The sequence below is a fragment of the Caballeronia sp. LZ034LL genome, assembly GCF_031451215.1.
Taxonomy (GTDB): Bacteria; Pseudomonadota; Gammaproteobacteria; order Burkholderiales; family Burkholderiaceae; genus Caballeronia.
This window is the reverse complement of the sequence record NZ_JARUXR010000003.1, coordinates 149,372-168,775: the sequence shown is the minus strand read 5'-3', so window position 1 is coordinate 168,775 and position 19,404 is coordinate 149,372. Positions and strand designations below refer to the sequence as shown.

At 62.8% G+C, this 19,404-nt stretch carries 18 protein-coding genes; 10 read left to right on the top strand and 8 right to left on the bottom strand.

Going from position 1 to position 19,404, the window contains the following annotated elements:
• Position 1: 1 nt before the first annotated feature.
• On the top strand, positions 2-1,012 hold the full coding sequence (locus QCE83_RS21875; RefSeq protein ID WP_309816003.1) for a diguanylate cyclase domain-containing protein: 1,011 nt from the start codon (positions 2-4) through the stop codon (positions 1,010-1,012).
• Here the strand turns inward: QCE83_RS21875 and QCE83_RS21870 are convergent.
• Positions 970-1,833 (bottom strand): response regulator, encoded by an 864-nt coding sequence (locus QCE83_RS21870; protein WP_404985306.1) that lies wholly within the window; start codon positions 1,831-1,833, stop codon positions 970-972. The two genes, QCE83_RS21875 and QCE83_RS21870, sit on opposite strands and share 43 nt — an antisense overlap.
• Before the next feature lie 443 nt (positions 1,834-2,276).
• On the opposite strand from QCE83_RS21870, the gene QCE83_RS21865 reads away from it, so the two are divergent.
• Both QCE83_RS21865 and QCE83_RS21860 read left to right on the top strand, forming a co-directional pair.
• Positions 2,277-3,650, top strand: coding sequence for a sigma 54-interacting transcriptional regulator (locus QCE83_RS21865; RefSeq protein WP_309815995.1), 1,374 nt, complete (start codon positions 2,277-2,279; stop codon positions 3,648-3,650).
• Between the two features lie 336 nt (positions 3,651-3,986).
• On the top strand, positions 3,987-5,351 hold the full coding sequence (locus QCE83_RS21860) for an MATE family efflux transporter (protein ID WP_309815990.1): 1,365 nt from the start codon (positions 3,987-3,989) through the stop codon (positions 5,349-5,351).
• On the opposite strand, the gene QCE83_RS21855 is transcribed toward QCE83_RS21860, so the two are convergent.
• The gene (locus QCE83_RS21855; RefSeq protein ID WP_309815987.1) at positions 5,312-6,532 is read right to left on the bottom strand and encodes an acyltransferase; all 1,221 of its coding nucleotides are present in this window, start codon (positions 6,530-6,532) and stop codon (positions 5,312-5,314) included. The two genes, QCE83_RS21860 and QCE83_RS21855, sit on opposite strands and share 40 nt — an antisense overlap.
• 699 nt (positions 6,533-7,231) lie before the next feature.
• On the opposite strand from QCE83_RS21855, the gene QCE83_RS21850 reads away from it, so the two are divergent.
• Positions 7,232-8,137 carry a phytanoyl-CoA dioxygenase family protein gene (locus QCE83_RS21850; RefSeq protein ID WP_309815984.1) on the top strand — a complete coding sequence of 302 codons (906 nt, stop codon included), beginning with the start codon at positions 7,232-7,234 and terminating at the stop codon, positions 8,135-8,137.
• A 16-nt stretch (positions 8,138-8,153) separates the two neighbouring features.
• Here the strand turns inward: QCE83_RS21850 and QCE83_RS21845 are convergent, their stop codons facing one another.
• Together QCE83_RS21845 and QCE83_RS21840 are read right to left on the bottom strand one after the other, a co-directional pair.
• Positions 8,154-9,332, bottom strand: a complete 1,179-nt coding sequence (locus QCE83_RS21845) for an alpha/beta fold hydrolase (protein ID WP_309815981.1) — start codon at positions 9,330-9,332, stop codon at positions 8,154-8,156.
• A 24-nt stretch (positions 9,333-9,356) separates the two neighbouring features.
• Positions 9,357-10,238 carry a LysR family transcriptional regulator gene (locus QCE83_RS21840; protein WP_309815979.1) on the bottom strand — a complete coding sequence of 294 codons (882 nt, stop codon included), beginning with the start codon at positions 10,236-10,238 and terminating at the stop codon, positions 9,357-9,359.
• Between the two features lie 147 nt (positions 10,239-10,385).
• Between QCE83_RS21840 and QCE83_RS21835 the strand changes: the two genes are divergently transcribed.
• From QCE83_RS21835 to QCE83_RS21820, 4 genes are all read left to right on the top strand, one after another.
• Positions 10,386-11,669, top strand: a complete 1,284-nt coding sequence (locus QCE83_RS21835) for an MFS transporter (RefSeq protein ID WP_309815977.1) — start codon at positions 10,386-10,388, stop codon at positions 11,667-11,669.
• Between the two features lie 6 nt (positions 11,670-11,675).
• Positions 11,676-12,539 (top strand): amidohydrolase family protein, encoded by an 864-nt coding sequence (locus QCE83_RS21830; protein ID WP_309815975.1) that lies wholly within the window; start codon positions 11,676-11,678, stop codon positions 12,537-12,539.
• 108 nt (positions 12,540-12,647) lie between these two features.
• Positions 12,648-13,529, top strand: coding sequence for an oxaloacetate decarboxylase (locus QCE83_RS21825; RefSeq protein WP_309815973.1), 882 nt, complete (start codon positions 12,648-12,650; stop codon positions 13,527-13,529).
• A 107-nt stretch (positions 13,530-13,636) separates the two neighbouring features.
• Positions 13,637-13,930 (top strand): DUF1330 domain-containing protein, encoded by a 294-nt coding sequence (locus QCE83_RS21820; protein ID WP_309815970.1) that lies wholly within the window; start codon positions 13,637-13,639, stop codon positions 13,928-13,930.
• Positions 13,931-13,971: 41 nt separating this feature from the next.
• Here QCE83_RS21820 and QCE83_RS21815 read toward each other — a convergent pair whose 3' ends face one another.
• Positions 13,972-14,694 (bottom strand): haloacid dehalogenase type II, encoded by a 723-nt coding sequence (locus QCE83_RS21815; RefSeq protein WP_309815968.1) that lies wholly within the window; start codon positions 14,692-14,694, stop codon positions 13,972-13,974.
• A gap of 205 nt (positions 14,695-14,899) precedes the next feature.
• On the opposite strand from QCE83_RS21815, the gene QCE83_RS21810 reads away from it, so the two are divergent.
• Both QCE83_RS21810 and QCE83_RS21805 read left to right on the top strand, forming a co-directional pair.
• The gene (locus QCE83_RS21810; protein ID WP_309815966.1) at positions 14,900-15,610 is read left to right on the top strand and encodes an SDR family oxidoreductase; all 711 of its coding nucleotides are present in this window, start codon (positions 14,900-14,902) and stop codon (positions 15,608-15,610) included.
• A gap of 37 nt (positions 15,611-15,647) precedes the next feature.
• Positions 15,648-15,884, top strand: a complete 237-nt coding sequence (locus tag QCE83_RS21805) for a 4-oxalocrotonate tautomerase family protein (protein WP_309815964.1) — start codon at positions 15,648-15,650, stop codon at positions 15,882-15,884.
• Between the two features lie 18 nt (positions 15,885-15,902).
• Here the strand turns inward: QCE83_RS21805 and treA are convergent, their stop codons facing one another.
• The 3 genes from treA to QCE83_RS21790 all read right to left on the bottom strand — a co-directional run bounded on the left by treA (position 15,903) and on the right by QCE83_RS21790 (position 19,311).
• The gene (treA, locus tag QCE83_RS21800; protein ID WP_404985299.1) at positions 15,903-17,483 is read right to left on the bottom strand and encodes an alpha,alpha-trehalase TreA; all 1,581 of its coding nucleotides are present in this window, start codon (positions 17,481-17,483) and stop codon (positions 15,903-15,905) included.
• A gap of 204 nt (positions 17,484-17,687) precedes the next feature.
• Positions 17,688-18,197, bottom strand: a complete 510-nt coding sequence (locus QCE83_RS21795) for an Ohr family peroxiredoxin (protein ID WP_309815958.1) — start codon at positions 18,195-18,197, stop codon at positions 17,688-17,690.
• 109 nt (positions 18,198-18,306) lie between these two features.
• A complete protein-coding gene (locus tag QCE83_RS21790; protein WP_309815957.1) occupies positions 18,307-19,311 on the bottom strand; it encodes a LysR family transcriptional regulator in 1,005 nt (334 codons plus the stop codon).
• Positions 19,312-19,404 lie beyond the last annotated feature (93 nt).

Sequence of the window (19,404 nt, the reverse complement as noted above, 5' to 3'; positions counted from 1 at the left end):
CATGGAAGCGCTCCTGCAAACCTGGCTGCTGCATGCGAACCGGCGTCCCAAGCTCCTGATCGCCGACGACCAGCCGCTTAACATTCGCGTGCTCTACGAGTTGCTGCATGACGTGTGCGACATCTTCATGGCGACGAGCGGCTCGCAGGCACTCCAGATATGCCAGGCCGAAGCACCGGACCTGATCCTGCTCGATGTGGTGATGGACGATCTCGACGGACACGAAGTCTGCCGCCGTCTCAAGGCCGATCCGCTCACGCGCGATGTGCCCGTCATCTTCATCACGTCGCAGGACCGCGCGGACGATGAAGTCAAGGCGCTCGAACTGGGGGCCGTCGACTTCATCAGCAAGCCAATCAACCCGGTCGTCACGAAAGCGCGCGTGCGCACGCATCTGACGATCAAGTTCCAGGGCGACCTGCTGCGCGCCAGTGCGCTGCTCGACGGACTCACGGGCGTGTCGAACCGCCGCAAGTTCGATGAAGACCTGCACGCGGACTGGCGCCACTGCGCGCGCGAAGAGACTTCGCTTGCCCTGCTGATGGTGGACGTGGACTGCTTCAAGCGCTTCAACGACCACTACGGACATATGGCTGGCGATGCCTGTCTCAAGGCCATTGCGAAGGCACTGGCGGAGGCGCTGCGCCGCCCGTACGACAAGCTTGCGCGTTATGGCGGCGAGGAGTTCGCCTGCCTGTTGCCGAAGACCGATCTCGCGGGCGCGCAATGCATTGCACAACGCATCGTCGATGGCGTGCATGCGCTCGACATCGGCCATGTGTCATCGGACGTGGAGACGCGCGTGACGATCTCCGTCGGCGTGGCGTGCGTGCGGCCGGCATGCGGCAGCACGCCCGACATGCTGCTCAAGGCCGCCGACGATGCACTCTATCAGGCGAAACGCGCAGGACGTGCGCGCTTCGCGGTAGCGACCCAAGCGTTACAAGCGACCCAGGCGATGGATGAGGATCACATGCCGCGCGGGTCGCGCACGGACACGGGGAACGGATGAACATTCGCCCCCGCCGATGCCTCCAGCGCCGCACGCAGCGCTTCACGCGCACGGCGGGCGGAAGCGAGCGCCGCGCGTACGCGCGCTTGCAGCACGGCGGGCTTCGCGGGTTTCGCGATGACATCGGCCGCGCCTGCATCGAGGATATGGCGTTCGGTGTCGGCGTCGCAGGCATCGGCGAGCACGATGAGCGGCACGAGCGGATTCGGCGCGAGCAAGGCGCGGACGGTCTGTTCGAGCGCTTCCATTTCGCCGGGTGCATTGCTGCAGCGGGAATCGAGCACGATGGCGTCCGGTTCGTCGCGCGCGATGAGATTCAGCGCGGCCTCGCGATCCGTGACGACATCGAGCGTACCGAGCGCTTCGAGCGCGTCGCGTTGCGCCAGCGCCGTATCGTTGCCGAGGATGCCGAGCAGTTGCACACCCGGCCCCGCCGATGCCGATGCCAGCGCATCCGCTTCATGCGCGCGGGCCCGCATGTGCAGCGCGCGGTCCGTCAGGCGCAATTGCGCGCGCACGCGGGCCTGCAGACGCGAGGCGACCAGCGGCTTGATGACGTAGTCGGAGGCACCCATGTTGAAGGCATCGACTTCGAGCGCCGGCGCATCGTGGCTTGTGACGAAGATCACGGGCACGCGCGACAGCTTCGCGTCATGCTTGAGGATTTCGCAGACGTCGAAGCCAGTCATGGTCGGCAGGTTGGCGTCCAGCAGGATCAGGTCCGGCGTGGCTTCGCGCGCCAGTGCAAGCGCGGCCTCGCCGGTGGTGGCAAAGCGTTGGTCGGGACATTCCGCGAGCATCTCGCCGATGATGCGAATCATCGCCGGGTCGTCGTCCACGAGAAGCAAACGCGGCTGAAATACAGAAGAGGAGTTTTCGGCTGTGTCCATGTTTCGCGGGAAATTCTTCAGACGATCAACATTGATGAACTTTACGCTCGCCTTGTGCAGCCCGCAAACGCAAATTGCATCGACTCGATAATTATCTGATATTCCATGATCCGCCAAATTTTATTCATTCGGGCGCTGCACGGCAATTCGCAACCCGCGCGAGCGGCGGCGCGGCTTCGCCATGGCGGCGGCTAATCGCAGCAAGGCTTGCCCGTTTCGAACGAACGTAAAGCAATAAGTGCCTTGCATTTATTAATCGATATCCGCCGACCAATGCAAACATTCAAATTCCGCTTATCGTTTGCGAGACGTGTCGTCGCGATGCATTCCAATGCATACTTGCTTCTGCATATATAAGAACGGGAAGAACAGCCATGCACGGGGAATCCAGAACACTCTATTACGCAGGCCGCACGGTATCGGAAGAACTCTCCGAACGGCTGCATGCACGCGGCTGGGCCATCGAACGCATCGATCCGGCCAAGCTCGCGAAATCCTCGAAGCATGGCAAGCGCGCGGCGGCGGGCATCGTCGATCTGACCCGGCGCGGCTTCGCCAGCGAACCCGCGCTGCTGAGCGAAATGCTCGCCACTTATCAGGTGGGCTGGGTTGCGACTGTCGACGCCGATTACGTCGACAGCCCGGAAATCTGCCGCCTCATCCGCGACTTCTGTTTCGACTATGTGACCGTGCCCTCCGCGGCGGACCGTCTGGTCGATGCAGTGGGGCATGCGTACGGCATGGTGTCGCTGCACGACAATGCATCCCGCGACACCCGCAAGGACGACTGTGTGGAAGGCGGCATGGTGGGTTCGTGCGACGCCATGCTGGCCTTGTATCGCTCGGTCCGCAAAGTGGCGATGACCGACGCACCCGTCTTCATCTCGGGCGAATCCGGCACCGGCAAGGAACTCACGGCCGTGGCCATCCACGAGCGTTCGGTGCGGCGCGAACAGCCTTTCGTGGCGATCAACTGCGGCGCCATTCCGCCGCACCTGCTGCAATCCGAACTGTTCGGCTATGAACGCGGCGCGTTCACCGGTGCGAATCAACGCAAGATTGGCCGGGTGGAAGCGGCCGACGGCGGCACGCTCTTCCTCGATGAAATCGGCGACCTGCCGCTCGAAAGCCAGGCGAGCCTGCTGCGCTTCCTGCAGGAACGCAAGATCGAACGTCTCGGCGGGCAGGACTCGACGGACGTCGACGTGCGCATCATCTCGGCCACCCACGTCGACATGCAGGCTGCAATGATCGAAGGACGGTTTCGCGCGGACCTGTATCACCGGCTGTGCGTGCTGCAGATCGACGAGCCGCCATTGCGCGTGCGCGGCAAGGACATCGAACTGCTGGCGAATCACATGCTCGAACGCTTTCGCAAGGATGCAAGCCGCCGCCTGCGCGGCTTCTCGCCCTGCGCGATCGCGGCGCTGCATAACTACGGCTGGCCCGGCAATGTGCGCGAGCTGATCAATCGTGTGCGCCGTGCAATCGTCATGTCGGAAGGACGGCAGATTCTCGCGAGCGACCTCGAACTCGGCGAGTATGCCGAGGCCGCGCCGATGACGCTCGCACAGGCACGGGAAGCCGCCGAGCGGCAGGCGATCGAAGTGGCCTTGCTGCGCCATCGGGGACGTCTGGGCGAAGCAGCCGACGAACTCGGTATCTCGCGCGTCACGCTGTATCGCATGCTGACGGCGTATGGCTTGCGGGTCAAATCCGACCGGCCGATGGAAGCGTCGGGAAGCTGACTTTCACATTATTTGCCGTTTGAATACTGCATGCGAATCATGATTAGGTTACGCATGTTTTCAGGAACCTCTTTCCCCGCGCTGCGCTCGAATGCCTGCGTCGTCATCGATGCATGTTGCATTCATTATTCGGCATGCAAGATGCCATCCGCGCATGTCCCATTGCTGTTGAGCCCGCTGGCGTGATCTCGCGCCGCCAGAATGCGTTGCGCAGTCCTGTCGCCTGAACGGCTTCGGCCTGCGTCCGCCGTGCCATGTCATTGCCTCGCCGCGCATGATCGAAATGTCGCGTGCTCCGGTTGACCTATCCCGCGAGTCACGTATGGTTTTGTCGTCATGCATTCGTCAAGCGATTCCCTGTTCCGGCAGTTCACGAACCTCGCCATTCCCACGGTGCTCGCTGCATGGGTTTATTGCATGCATTCGGTCATCAGCGGCATTTTCATCGGACGGTACATCGGCGCCGATGCGCTCGCCGCGCTGAACCTGCTGGTTCCCCTGCTCTATCTGCCGTATGCATTCAGTGTGATGATCGGCGTGGGCGGCTCCACGCTCGTCGCACGACTGCTCGGCGAACAGCGCGAACCCGAAGCAGCCGAAGCCTTCACGCAGGCGCTATGGCTGCTCGGCGCATGCGGCGCCGGCTTCACGCTGGCGATTCTCTTTCACGCCGATACCTTCGTGCGCCTGAGCGGCGCGCGCGGCGATCTTGCCGTGCTGGCGACGCAATTCCTCCATGCCTACGCGCCCTTCGTGCTGTCTCCCACCGCGTGCTATGCACTCGAACTCTTCCTGCGCATCGAAGGCGCGGCGAAGTTCGGCCTGGCCTGCCTGATCGCAGGCGGCATCGCCGACGTCGCCCTCACCTGGTGGATGGTCGGTCATCTGCAATGGGGCATGCGTGGCGCGGCATGGGCGACAGGGCTCAGTCAGGCACTGGCATGCGTACCGATGTTCGCCTTTCACCTGGTCCGCGCGCGCCGTCTGCGTCCGGTCGCGCGCGCTTTCGCAGCGCCCGGAAATGCGTGGCGCATGGCCTATAACGGCGTGTCGGAATTCCTGGGCGAGATCGCGCCGAGCGTCACGATCTTCGCTTTCAATCACGCTGTCTTGCGGGCGCTCGGCGACACCGGGCTGGTCGCGTTCGCGGTCGTCGAGTATGTAACGATGATTGCTTCGGTCACGATGATCGCGCTGGTTCAAAGCATGCAGCCGATCGTGAGCTTCCAGCGCGGCGCGGGCCATGCGCACGCCGTATCACGCGCGTTCACCACCGGGCTCGTCACCACTGCCGGCTTCGCGCTGCTCGCCGCTGTCGCCTGCCTTGCGCTTGCACAACCGCTCGGCGACCTTTTCGTACCCAGCGATTCCGCTGCCCAAGCGTTGTTGCATCAGGCCTTGCCATGGTGCGCGCTGGCGTTCGTGCCCGCAGCGATCAATGTCGCGATCAGCGGTTATCTGACGGCCATCGAGGCGCCGCTTGCCTCGATGCTCGTGGCGCTCATGCGCAGCTGGCTGCTGTTGCTCGCGATGTTATGGCTATTGAGCGCATGGCTCGGCCCGCGCGGAATCTGGATGACCGTCGCGCTCACCGAAGCGGTCACGCTGGTGGCGAGTATCGCGTTGTATCGGCTGAGGGGGCGCCGGCTGTCTGTCATGCGCTATTTCAACGCCGATGCCCGGGCTTCGCGCGTCAGGTGAAAGCGCCGGTCGACGCTTTCCAGGAGGCGTCGGGACAGTCGCGTCGCACGTCCCTGGATCAGCCGATCCGACACGCGCGACAGCGCATAGGAGACCGCCAGCACGCCGATCAGCGTCGCGCCGAACAGCGCGATGGACGTCTCGCCGTTCTTCTGCCCGAAGACACGATCGAAGAAATGGAAGGTGAGGTACACGCAGATGAAGTGCCACAGGTAGATGCCATAGCTTTCGCGTCCCAACGCGGCGGTGCAACGCCTTAGTCCGATGAAGCGTACGCGAGAGGTTGCGCGCGGCGTGCCGCGCTGCCTGCGCGCCTGCTGCGAGCACACGAACAGCAGGAACGCCACCGCGCTGCACGCCGCTGCGATGGGCGCAAGCGCATGGGCCTTGTCGAACCAGACGCCTAGCGCGCCCGTCACCAAGGCGAAGGCAATGGCAAGCGCAAAGTAAGTCAGGCACACGCGCCGCGTCACCGCGGACGCGCCGAGCAGATTCGAGCGGAACGCATACCATGCCCACATGCCGACGATGAAGCACGGCCCTTGCACCGGTGGCCAGAAATAGCCGAAGGTATTGTTGGCGACATTGCATTCGAGCGTGCCGTGGCATTCGCTCATCGACATCACGCCGAGCGATATCGCCAGCAAGACCACCGTGGCCAGCATCAGGCGCATGCGATCCACCGCGACGAAGAACAGCAGCGGCGCGATCATGTAGAACAGCATCTCGACGCCGATCGACCAGCCTCCCGGCACGACATTATTGATGGCCGTCGGCGAGAGCGCATGCAGGAACACCAGATTGAGAAGGACGTCCATCGGGCCGTGCGCACCGAGTATCCACGCGCGCTCGATGCCTGATTGCGTCGCGCCGTAGCTGATGAGCCCATAGACGGCGATGGCCGCGTAGTACAGCGGCGCGATGCGGAAGAAGCGCTTGATGTAGAAGCGCAGCGTGACGTGGCGCGCATCCGCGCAGCGCGCGTGATCCACTTCGAGTGTCATGAAGATCGTGATCGCGCTGATCACGAAGAACAGTTGCACGCCGTACTGCCCCATGCGCGCAATCAGCGCGACGCTTCCGGGCAAATTGGGAAACTGAAACGAAAGGTGTACGCCGACCACCCCGACGATCGCAAGCGCCCGTCCGGCGTCGAGCGCGGCAACACGTCCCTTCTCCATTACTTCTCTCCTCGCGGTTCGTTCCGACCTCCAAAAACTTGACAGGCCGCGAGGCCCGTGGACACAGACGCCTACGCCGTAGTTCCTACAAATCAGCGCAATTCCGGAGACTCTTACACGATGAAACTTGATACACGTATGGATACAACTTCCGGCTTTTGCGAAGCGGCATGCTATGAGTTAATAAATTGAAAGCTTCGTTCCGTATCTTTTCGTGCAATAACGAAATCCGCGACCGCTCGATTAGTGAACGCTCTAGTTATATGCCGCCGTGTCGTCCGGCAATATCCGACAAAGTAGGTTCGGTTGGTGCATTAGCCAACCAAATGACATTTCAGCGGGTCCTGTTTTGAAAGCTTATCGTAGGCTTTTCTCGTTAGACTGTTGCTGAAGTTAGTGCAATCGCACGAAAAGCTTTCCGATTTCTTGACGAAACGGATGCAAACCGGAAATTTTGTTTTATCCGTCTTACGCTGCAGGCAATAACTACCGACACCGCTGAAAGCTGTACATTACAGCTTTTCGTCCTTTGTCGCGTCGAAAAAAGTTGAAGAATAAAGCGGCAGTTTTTATGCCGGGTTTTAGGGGGCCAGGGTGGCGTACTGTGCGATACCGAACAGTACGTTAATTTGTGTGCTGTTCCACTGACCGGATTTTATAAACCGGCAGAGGAATCTTTTGAGCGGGGCGACAAGGGAGATGACAACGCTATCCCAATCGCAGTGCGGGAGCTTCTGGAAGGACGGCTTTCTCCGTCTGGAAAACGTCGCGACGCACGCGGAACTCAAGACCTTGCGCAGTGTGGGTGACCGCCTGCTGCGCGAAAAGGCGGGATTCAACGAAGGCTTGCTCTTCGACTTCTACCCTGAAGGTGAAGGGCCGGAAAAGCCGAAGCTCGCCCAGTTGCATCACCCTTCGCATTTCGAGCGCAGCCTGCTCGAAATGGACCTGGCACGGCGCGCGCAGCGCGTGGCGATGCAGTTGCTCGGACCCAAGGCGCGCTTCGTCAGCGACAGCTTTTTCCACAAGCCGCCGCATACCGAAGCCGTCACGCCCTGGCATCAGGACGAGGCGTTCACGGACCCGCGCATCGAACATCGTGAAGTGAACTTCTGGTTCCCGTTGCAACCGGTGTCGCTCGAGAATGGCTGCATGCAGTTCATTCCCGGATCACACCTGGGCCCGGTCTTGCCGCATGGGCCGATTGGCGGAGACCCTAGCACGCACGGGCTCGAATGCACGTCGGGTTTCGAAGTCAACGAAGCGGTGATCTGCCCGTTGCAGCTCGGCGATTGCACGATCCATGGCGGGCGCACGCTGCACTTTGCCGGCCCCAATCCGTCCAATGCACCGCGCTACGCCTACTCGCTGGTGTTCGGCCTGCCGCGACGGGCATCGAGCGAAGTGCGCAGCTTTCCCTGGAACGACAACCGGAAACTGTCGCGCGATCAGCGCGTACATGAATCACGGCGCGCGCAGGGCTCGTTCTGGCCTTACTTGTATCGCAAGGTCAAGGAGTTCGACTACACCAATCCGTACGAATGGCGGCTCGGTGCACATCGCGTCGCGCGTCTCATCAAGAAGGGACGCACGCCGGCCAAGTGATGCAAGGACACGCCTGCTAGAACGCGGGCGCGTCCTGCCTCAGGAAACGCAGGATACGGCTGGCCACGGTGGCCGGCTGTTCCTGCTGCACCCAATGTCCCGCCCCTTCAATCAGATGCGCGGCGCGAAAATTTCTGCAAGCCAGCAGGCGCATCGCATCGAAGTCGCCGGGACGCTGATACACGCCCCAGTCACTGCTCCCCGCGATGAAACACGCCGGCACGTCGATGGTCGCACCCGACCACGTCCGCAACGCGGCCGCCTGATACGCATCCGTAGCGCAGCGATACCAATTCAAACCGCCTTGAAAGCCGGTGCGCGCGTATTCATTCGCATAGATCTCCAGATCGCTATTCGTGAGCCACGCGCATGAAGCGGCCTGCTCGTCACTCGGCGCATGTTCCGCGACCGTTGCGGGCATGGTGGCGTCTGCGTTCATCACGTAGTAGGCAGGCAGCAAGGCAAGCTGGTTTGCCGTGACGCCATCGAGCGTATGCGGCCGGTTGCCCGCCCAGTCCGCGCTCTTCACATGGAAGTAGGCACGCAGAAACGCGGCGAGTCCCTGCGGCGCATGCCGCATGTCGTGGTCCGCCTGCGGACCCGAGTAATACCATTGATAGTGCTTGCGCGGCGGATCGAGCAATGCGAGCCCATCGACAGCGTCCTTCATCAAGGCGGCCGTCACGTCGATGCGCGCGCGCGATGGATCGTCCTGCGCGGTATCGAAGGCGAATGCCGGCGGTCCGGCAAACGGCGCGCTCATCATGACAACCGACGCGAATACGTCCGGCCGTATCACGCCGCACCATGCCGCCACCGGCGAGCCGAAATCATGACCGACCACCGCCGCCACCCGGCGGTAGCCCAGCGCCGAGACCAGTCCCAGCACATCGCTCACGAGATTCGGAAAGCCGAAGCGGGTGAGATCGGCATTGAAGGACGTGTCGGCGCCCGTGGTCCTGCCATAACCTCGCTGGTCGGGCGCGATGACGTGATAACCCGCCGCGGCCAGCGGCAGCATGACCTTGCGCCAGCTATACGCCAGCTCGGGAAAACCATGCAGGAGGACGATGCACGGCCGGTCCGGCGCATCGAACCCGGCTTCGAGAACATGCATCGACAGGCCGTTGCCGTTGTCGACATTGCGCGCGCGAATGCCTTCGGGCAAAGGTAGATCGTTCAACGGTTGGCTCATTTCACTGTCACTTTTGAATTGAAATCATCCTTCGAGCAGCGCGGCGAAGCGGTCTGCCAGCGTGGGACGCGAACGCATCGGCCAGATTGCACTCAGCTCGAAGGGCGGCAGGTTGTCTCCGTCGCGCACGTCGCAGAAGCGCACGCCTGCGAATTGCAGCGCCGTCACCGACTGCGGCAGCAACGATGCACCGCATCCCGCCGCGACGCAAGCGAGCACGGTCAGGGAGCGGTTCGCGTCCTGCACGACATTCGCCTCGCAGCCAGCCTGGCGGAATGCACTCAAAATGCCAGCGCGCACGACGGGTAGTTGGTCGCCGGGAAACCACACGAGACCGGCGTCCGAGAGATCCTTTAGGCCGACCTTGCCGTCCTCGCCGGTGCGGAACGCGTGGGGCAGCACCGCGAGCAGCCGCTCGCGGACGATCAGCTTCTCCCGCATCCGGCCGCCGACCGCGACCGGTGTATGCAAAAGACCAATATCGATCGTGCCTTGTTCCAGCGCGCTGGCCTGCTCCGCGTTGCTCATCTCCTTGAGCATCAGCTCGACATTGGGCACTTCGGCGCGCAGCGCGCCGATGGCGCGCGGCAGAAGGTTGAACAGCGCAGCGGACGCAAAGCCGATGGTCAGGCGGCCGCCCCGCTGCGCGCCGATCTCCCTGGCGCGATGCGAAGCGGCCTCGATGCGCGCCACGCTCAGGCGCACATCCTCGACGATGGCTTCACCCGCCGGCGTCAGCTGCGCGCCGCGCCGCGTGCGTGAAAACAGCTTGACGCCCAGATCGCGCTCCATGCGCGACAACGCCTGACTCAAGGCGGGCTGGGCGATGTCGAGCAACTCCGCGGCGCGCGTCACGCTGCCCGCATCGGCGACGGCCAGAAAGTATTTGAGGTTGCGGGTCTCCATGGCGCGAGCATATCAAAATGCTATGAAAAACGAACATATCCATAGTATGCGCGGCGCACATTGGTTTTTAGAATGCACGGGCAATCTGCATTCATTGGCCATTCATTGACACAAAAGGCGGATGTGAAGCCGCGCAGGAGACAAGACATGAACTGGTACCGAGAGGTATCCACAGCCGAAAAGCGCACGCTGTGGGGATGCTTCGCCGGCTGGGCGCTGGACGGCGTCGACACGCAGGTTTTCAGCCTCGTCATCCCGACGCTCATCGCGACCTGGGGCATCGGCAAGGGCCAGGCGGGCCTGATCGGCGGCGCGACGCTCGTGGCGGGCGCGCTCGGCGGCCTGCTGGCGGGCGTGCTGTCCGACCGCATCGGCCGCGTCAAGGCGCTGCAAATCACGGTGCTGTGGTTTTCTGTATTCACTTTCCTGAGCGCCTTCGCGCAGAACTTCGAGCAGCTGCTCGTGCTCAAGTCCTTGCAAGGACTCGGCTTCGGCGGCGAATGGACGGCCGGTGCGGTCCTGCTCGGCGAGACGATTCGCGCCGAACATCGCGGCAAGGCGATGGGCATCGTGCAGAGCGCCTGGGGCTTCGGCTGGGCGGGCGCGGTGCTGCTGTACATGATCGTGTTCTCGTGGGTCTCGCCGGAATGGGCCTGGCGCGTGTTGTTCGCCATCGGCCTGATTCCCGCGCTGCTCGTGATCTACATGCGGCGCAACATCGAAGAGCCGCCTCGCGCGGTGCGCACCGCCGAAGCCGGCGACGTCCGCCCTCAAGGCACATTCGCGATCCTCGCCGGCATTTTTCATCCATCGGTGCTGCGCACGACGATCGTCGGCGGGCTCATCGGGCTGGGCGCGCATGGCGGCTACCACGCGATCACCACATGGCTGCCCACCTATCTGAAAACGGAACGCCATCTGTCGGTGCTCGGCACCGGAGGCTATCTGGCAGTGGTGATCTCGGCGTTCATCGTCGGCTGCTTCGTCAGCGCGTGGCTGCAGGACAAGATCGGCCGCCGCAGGAACGTAATCTTCTTCGCGGTCTGCTGCGCCATCACGGTCAACGTCTATGTGTTCCTGCCCATCGGCGATCTCGCGATGCTGATCCTGAGCTTTCCGCTCGGGCTGTTCTCCGCCGGCATTCCCGCCACGCTCGGCGCGCTGTTCAACGAGCTGTATCCGCAAGGCGTGCGCGGCACGGGCGTGGGCTTCTGCTACAACTTCGGACGCGTCGTGTCCGCGGTGTTTCCGGTGCTCGTCGGGCACATGGGCAATTCGATGCCGATCGGACAGGCACTCGGCATCGACGCCGGCATCGCCTATGGCCTCGTGGTCATCGCCGCGTTGCTGCTGCCGGAGACCCGGGGCCGCCGCATCGCCACGGATGCTGCACAGGGCGCGTCGCGCGAACGTTCGCCCAACCATGTCTGACACGCCATGACGCAATTACTCGACACCAGAAACGAGCAGTGGCTCGACGCAGTGCACGCTCCCATCGACGCCATCGACAGTCATGCGCATGTCTTCGTGCGCGGCCTGCCGCTCGCGCCGCATCGCCGTCATGCACCCGACTATGACGCGACCCTCGATGACTACGCGGCGCACTTGCGCGCCAACGGCGTCTCGCATGGCGTGCTCGTGCAGCCCAGTTTTCTCGGCACGGACAACGCTTTTTTTCTGAATGTATTGCAACGTTTTCCGCAACGTTTTCGCGGCGTGGCCGTCATCGATCCGTCGATCAGCGACGCCGCATTGCATCGGCTTGCAGAACAGGGCGTCGTGGGCATGCGTCTGAATCTCATCGGCCTGGCGTTGCCGGATGTGCGGGCGGCGCACTGGCGCAGCCTGTTCGAACGCGTCAATGCGCTGGGCTGGCATGTCGAGATCCATCGCAACGCCATCGACCTGCCGCTGCTCATCACGCCGCTGCTCGAACAGCGCTGCACCGTGGTGATCGATCATTTCGGCCGTCCCGACCCGGCGCGGGGCGCCGCCGATGCAGGCTTCCGCTATCTGCTGACGACAGCATCGAGCGGCAAGGTATGGGTGAAGTTATCGGCGGCGTATCGCAACGTCGTCGGCGAAAACGGCGCGGCGCTCGGCCAGACGCTGACCGCCGCCCTGCTTGATGCCTTCGGACCGGAGCGGCTCGTGTGGGGCAGCGACTGGCCGCATACGCAGCATCGCAGCCTGATCGAATACGATGACTCGCGCGCCGCGCTGGACCGCTGGATTCCGGACCCCGCACAGCGCACGGCGGTCATCCGCGACTCGGCGCGCACGCTGTTTCGTTTCGATTGATGGAAACGAAGTACGAGGGAAGGCGAGCACTAAAGCGACGCCCGCGTTAGCATGGCAAACGCCGGGCGTATCGAAACGCCCCATTCCACTTTTTTTCGGAACCCAGCCATGACGACATCTTCCTCCCGCCGCCGCGCCGCCTTCCGTGAACTGGTCGAGGCACGGCGCGGACTGCTCCTGCCCGGCGCCTTCAACGCCATGAGCGCGCGCGTCGTCGCGGACCTGGGATTCGAAGCGATCTACATCACGGGCGCGGGCGTGACGAACATGTCGCTTGGCATGCCGGATCTCGGCTTCGTCGGTCTCGCGGAAATTGCTGAACATACCGCGCGCATCCGCGATGCCGTCGATCTGCCGCTCCTCGTCGATGCCGACACCGGATTCGGCAATGCCCTCAACGTGCGCCATACGGTGCGCACGCTCGAACGCGCAGGCGCCGATGCCATCCAGCTCGAAGATCAGGTGATGCCGAAAAAGTGCGGGCATTTCGCGGGCAAGGCGGTGGTATCGACAAGCGAAATGGTCGGCAAGATCCACGCCGCCGTGGATGCGCGCGAAGACGATAATTTCCAGATCATTGCCCGCACCGATGCCTGCGCGGTCGAGGGCTTCGACGCTGCAATCGAACGTGCGCGCGCCTTCGTGGAAGCAGGCGCCGACATTCTCTTCGTCGAGGCGATCGAAACGCCGGAGCAGATCGCGTCGCTGCCCAAACTGCTCGACGCGCCGCAGCTGATCAACATCGTGATCGGCGGCAAGACGCCGGTGACGGACCGCGCCGATCTGCAGCAGCTCGGCTTCAGCATTGTGCTGTATGCGAATGCAGCATTGCAAGGCGCGGTGCGCGGCATGCAGACCGCGCTGGGCGCATTGAAGTCGCAAGGCCGGCTCGACGAAGATCCCGCGGTCGTCGCGCCGTTTGCGGAGCGTCAAAGGCTCGTGAACAAACCGCTCTTCGACGAACTCGACCGCAAGTACGCTGCCGATTGATCGCCCGATTATTTGCTATGCTGGCCGCCGCAACCGGACGCACGCGCGCTTGACGCGTGGTGTCCGTCTCGAGGCGCCAGGGCGCCGCTCAAACCACGGAGATACAGATGGCAAAAGGTTATTGGGTCAGCGTGTACAAGACGATCATGAAGCCCGAGCAGGCCGCCGAATACGCGAAACTCGCCACGCAGGCCATCAAGGAAGGCGGCGGCCGTCCGCTGGTCCGCGGCGTCGCGGCCCTGGCGCAAGGCGAAGGCGCGCTCGAACGCACGGTCGTGGTCGAGTACGATTCGCTCGAAGCCGCGATGGCCGCGTACAACAGCGACACCTACAAGGAAGCGCTGCGCGTGCTCGGCGACGCCGTGGTGCGTGATTTCCGCATCGTTGAAGGCGCGGCCTGATTCATCGCTGAACCGCACTATCCGGCCGATGTCCGCCGCGCTCAAGCGCCGACGGCATCGGCCAGTTCGTTCAGGTCGTTCACGACAGCATCCCAGTCGCTTTCGGCTTGCAGGTCGCTTGTCTGACCGGGACCGTGCTCCAGCGGCCGCGCGATGAACGCCGTCTTGAGCTCGCATTGCCTCGCCGCCGCAAGATCGTTGTTGTGCGCCGCGACGAGACAGACCTCGGCGGGCGCGAGCATCAGGACTTCAGCCGTACGCAAATAGGCCTCCGGCGCCGGCTTGTAGATCTGCGCGATTTCAGCACCGAGGATCGCATCCCACGGCAGGCCGGCGCGCTTCGCCATATCTACCATCAGCCTGATATTGCCGTTCGAAAGCGGCGCGATGATATGGCGCGCCTTCAACCGCTGCAAGCCAGGCACCGAATCCGGCCACGGATCGAGACGATGCCACGCGAGATTGAGCTCATCGAGCGCTTCGGGCGGGACCGCGGCCGCATCGATGCCGAACTCGGGCAGCACGTCCAGCAGATTCTCGCGATGCAGCACGTCCAGCCGGACGAACGGCCGCTCCCCGCTGATCACTTTGCGCATGGCGGGCACATAGCGGCTGCGCCAGGCATCGGCGAAGGCTTCGGGCCGCGCGCCGGGACGCCCGTGACGCTTCAGAAATGCATCAGCCTCGCGCGTGACGCCGCCGCGCCAGTCCACCACCGTACCGAACACATCGAAAACGAAAGCCTTTACCTGGGACAAGCTCACTGGGTGCTCCCTTTCGAGTTTTGCATTTTGAGTTTTGCGTGTTGAATTATGAATGAACGGTCATGCGGGGCGATTTGTTCCTGCCGCGCAAGACTGAAAGTCCACCGCGGGTGTACGCAACGAACCTCGAAGCGCCTAGATTACAAGCCATCGGAGCCAACGGTCCGATCCGCAACAGGCCCCTGTTCTCTTATCGAGGTTCATCATGAGCAATTTGCAGAAAGTCATTATCGTCACGGGTGCGTCGCAAGGCATCGGCGCAGAGATCGTCGCGGCATTCCGCGCGCAAGGTCATGCCGTGGTCGCCACCGCGCGTTCCATCCAGCAAGCCGACGATCCCAACATCATTGCCGTAGCGGGCGACATCGGCGAACGCGCCACCGCTCAGCGCGTAGTGGAGGCGGCGATCGAGAACTTCGGTCGGATCGATACGCTGATCAACAACGCCGGCATCTTCATCGCCAAGCCCTTCACACAGTACACGCTGGAGGACTATGCGGCGATGCTGAACGTGAACCTCAATGGGTTCTTCCATGTCACGCAGCTTGCCATCGAACAGATGGAGAAGAACCAGAGCGGGCATGTGCTCAACATCACGACCAGCCTCGTCGATCACGCGGTGAGCGGCGTACCCTCGGTGCTCGCCTCGCTGACCAAGGGCGGCCTGAATGCCGCTATCAAGTCGCTTGCCATCGAGTACGCGAAGTCCGGCATTCGCGCCAATGCGGTCTCGCCCGGCATCATCAAGTCGCCGATGCATGCGCCTGACACGCACGAAGCGCTCGGCAAACTGCATCCGGTGGGACGCATGGGCGAAATGAGCGATATCGCCGGGGCGGTCCTGTATCTCGACAATGCGTCGTTCGTGACCGGCGAGATTCTCCACGTCGATGGCGGCCAAAGCGCGGGACATTGATGACGGCCGTTACAACCGTTGTTCGAAGGAGCCACCCATGCCGATCGTAACCATTCAAGTGACGCGCGAAGGCACGACGCCAGGCACGAACGCCGTCACCGCCGCCGAAAAGGCGCGGCTCATTCAAGGCGTGAGCCAGTTGTTGCTCGACGTGTTGAACAAGCCACTGGACGCCACCTTCGTCGTGATCGAGGAAGTGGACATGGACAACTGGGGCGTGGGCGGCCTGCCGGTGCAGGCGTATCGCCGGCAGAAGCAGGCCGGGCCGGGCTGACGCTTTACGTCGGGCGCGTCATTGCCCTGGCGCGTAGAGGTCGAGGAACTTGAGCGTCACGCCGTTGGTCCAGCCGAAGCCGTCCTGCAACGGATATTCGCCGCCGCCTCCACCGCCCGTGCCCTCGCCTTCGACGACATACTTCTCGACGAGCTTCTGCTGCTTCGAGTAGACGTTGTTCACGTCCGCGAGGAAGCGCGTGCCGATAGGCCGCGCCAGGTCACCGCGCCCATAGCGCTTGAGCCCTTGCACTGCTATCCAGTGCAAGGGCGCCCAGCCGTTCGGCGCATCCCATTGCTGTGACGTATTGAAGGTCGTCGTCGTGAGGCCGCCCGGCTTGAGCAAGGTCGTGGCGACCGTATTCGCTGTCTTCTGCGCCCGGTCCGGCCATGCGGCGCCCGCGAACAACGGATAAAGCATGGCGGCCGACGGATTATTGCGTGGCTTTCCGAGCCTCCAGTCATAGTCGCCGTAATAGCCGTTGTCGTTCCACAAATATTTGTTGATGGCGATCGCCCGCTTCGCCGCGCGGCCGATGTATTCGCCGACACAGCCGAAGTCGCGCACCTCGCCGCAGCCAATTGCAATCGTCGTTTCGAGGTGGAACATCAGGCTGTTGAGATCGACGGGAATGATGGACGTGGTGCGGATGGTCGCGAGGGTCATGTTGTCCCCGAACCAGCGCGAGCTGAAGTCCCAGCCGCTCTCGGCCGCCGCCCGCAAGTCCCGATAGACTTCGTTCGGCGGACGACTGCTCGCCTGCTTCGCGGTGGTCACGTCCTCCAGATACGACTCGTCGCGCGGCGTGTCACGTTCGTCCCAATAGCGATTCAATACCGTCCGGTCCGGCAGCATCACGACGTTGCGTTTCGCCTCGCCCGGTTGTAGCGAACGCGCGCCTTTCATCCAGTACTCATGCTCGCGGCGCAACTGCGGCAAATACTTCTGATACACACGCCCGCCTTCCTTCTGCGCGGCAAGTTCCACCATGTACGAAAAGAACGGGGGCTGCGAACGGCTCACGTAATAAGTGCGATTGCCGTTGGGAATATGGCCGATCGTGTCGATCAGATACGCGAAGTTATCGAGCATGTCGTCGACCAGATCTTCGCGGCCCGCTTCCTGCAAGCCCAGCATCGTGAAATAGGTGTCCCAGTAGTAACCTTCGCGGAAACGCCCGCCTGGCACGACATACGAGTTCGGCAGCGGGATCAGCGAACTGTTCTGCGGCACGTTCGCTGTCGTCGTCAGGCGTGTGAGCTGCGGCCAGAGCCAGTCGATATGATCGCGCAACGACTGACCCGGCGGAGGCGTAATGCTCTGGTCCGTGGGCGGCGTGAAGTATTGCGCGACGAATGCCTTCAGGTCGAATCCCGGCGTGGACATCTGTGTGTGATAGTCCTGCAGGATCTGCGCGGGATCGATGTTCGGGGTCGCATCGACGAAGGTCTTCTGATCGGGATAGACGCCTTGGGTCTGCACCGCGACGAAGAGATCGCCATAAAGCTCGCTCGGCGGCGGGGGCAATACATAACCGCTGGTGGCGTCGGCATGGGCCGCACTTGCGGCGATGCTCAGGAAGAGCCAGACGCCGAGCATTCGGCGCGTCCTGGCTCGTCGTGTCTTTACAGGTTCATGCAATGACACGTCAGGAACCGCGCGATGCGATGACAGTGCGATCATGCTCCCTCCCTCGAAGGATGTTGAACCGGACTGGTCTCGCTCGGGCGGCGCGTTCTGATTATGGGTTTGTTCGGCAGCACGGCGAAGCATAGAACGCCTGATCGCGAGTAGCAACCCTCGTTACGCTTGGTCCGCGTTTCCCGCGAGCGCAACGACATTCACGATGCCCTTGCGTGCCATCTTCGTGTACGGGCAGAAGCGTTCCGTATTGCGCACGAGTTCCTCGGCGACGTCACGCTCGACGCCGGGAAGCTGCACTTCGGTATGCGCGGTGAGCACGAAGAGGCCATCCACCGGATCGCGCGCGAAGTTCACCGTGACGGACACGGCGGCCTGCGCGACCTCGATGCCCGCGCGGGTCGCGAGCAGCGTGAGCGCGCCATGGAAGCAGGCGCCATACGCGGCTGCGAACAACTGCTCCGGGTTCGTGCCGCCGCCGGCGCCGCCCAGCGACTCGGGGAGCCGCAGAGCGAGATCGAGATTGCCGTCGTCGGAGCGTGCGTTGCCCGAGGCGCGGCCATGGCCCGCGTCGCCGCCGGTGATCGTCACGGTCGTCGAATACAGCGTGTGCGTGTCCTGGCCCTGGTACTTGTCGAGCAGAGTCGCAGGAGGCGGAGTGAGTGATGCCATGATGGTCTCTTCGATGCGCATGCCCGACGTCTGTCCAGCATGCATCGTATGCGTGCCGGCGCGCATCCGGTAGTGCCATCGGCGGACGCACGGTGTTGCCCTGCATGCATCAATCCGCGCCGCTCAATGGGTGCGCCGCGTTGCTGATCGTGGTCGTCAGACAATGCAGGTCCAGCGCGCGCGTGTGCTCGGTCATGTAGTCGACGAACACGCGCACACGCGTCGGAAGATGCTTGCGGCTGAGATAGCACAGGTAATGACCGCCATCGTCCGGCGCATATTGCGCGAGACACATGACCAGCCGGCCGGCCTTCAAGGCATCGCACACGAGATAGGCCGGCAGTTGCGCAATGCCTTGTCCGTCGATCACGGCCTGAAGCATCAGATCGATATCGTTGAAGATCTGGCGCGCATGAGGCATCACCTTGTGCGCCACGCCATTGACCTTGAATTCCCATTCGGCAATACGTCCGGACGACGTGCGCAAGCTGATGCAGCGATGCTGCTCCAGTTGCTCGACGCTGCGCGGCAGCCCATGTTCGCGCGCATGGCCGGGCGACATGCAGACGATCATCTGCATCGGTATGAGTTGTTTCGCGACGACTTCGCAATCGTCGATATGGCCGTCGCGGAAGGCCACATCCACACGATCCGCGGTGAAGTCGCATGCCGCATCGTTCAACAGCAGTTCCAATGCGATGTCCGGATAGCGCGCATTGAAGCCGGGCAGCAGCGGCGCCACGACCTTGCGGCCGAAGCCCGATGTCGAGGCGATGCGAAGGTGTCCGCGCGGCGGTCCGTTACGTAGTTCGCGCATGTCTTCGAGCGCCTGCACGATGCGTTCGACGCCCGGCTGGCAGTTCTTGTAGAAGAGTTCGCCCTCGCGCGTCAGCGACGTGCTGCGTGTGGTGCGCAGGAACAGGCGCGCGTCGAGTTGCGCTTCGAGTTTCTGCACGTTGCGGCTGACGGCGGAGCGGCCGATGCCCAGGCGATCGCTCGCTTTCGCGAAGCTGCCTTCATTGGCGACGGCCAGGAACGAAACGACGCCCGCATAACTGGTGCTGAAGCTGTAGGCGAGCAAATCGTCGGAATGGGAAACGAGGTCCAGTGGCATGGCGGCGCTAAACGGAGTGGCTCTGACTTACAAGACGTTTGCGCCGCCCGGTTTGTGACATCGCCTGCTGAAAAAAATTCTCGCGCCCGATTC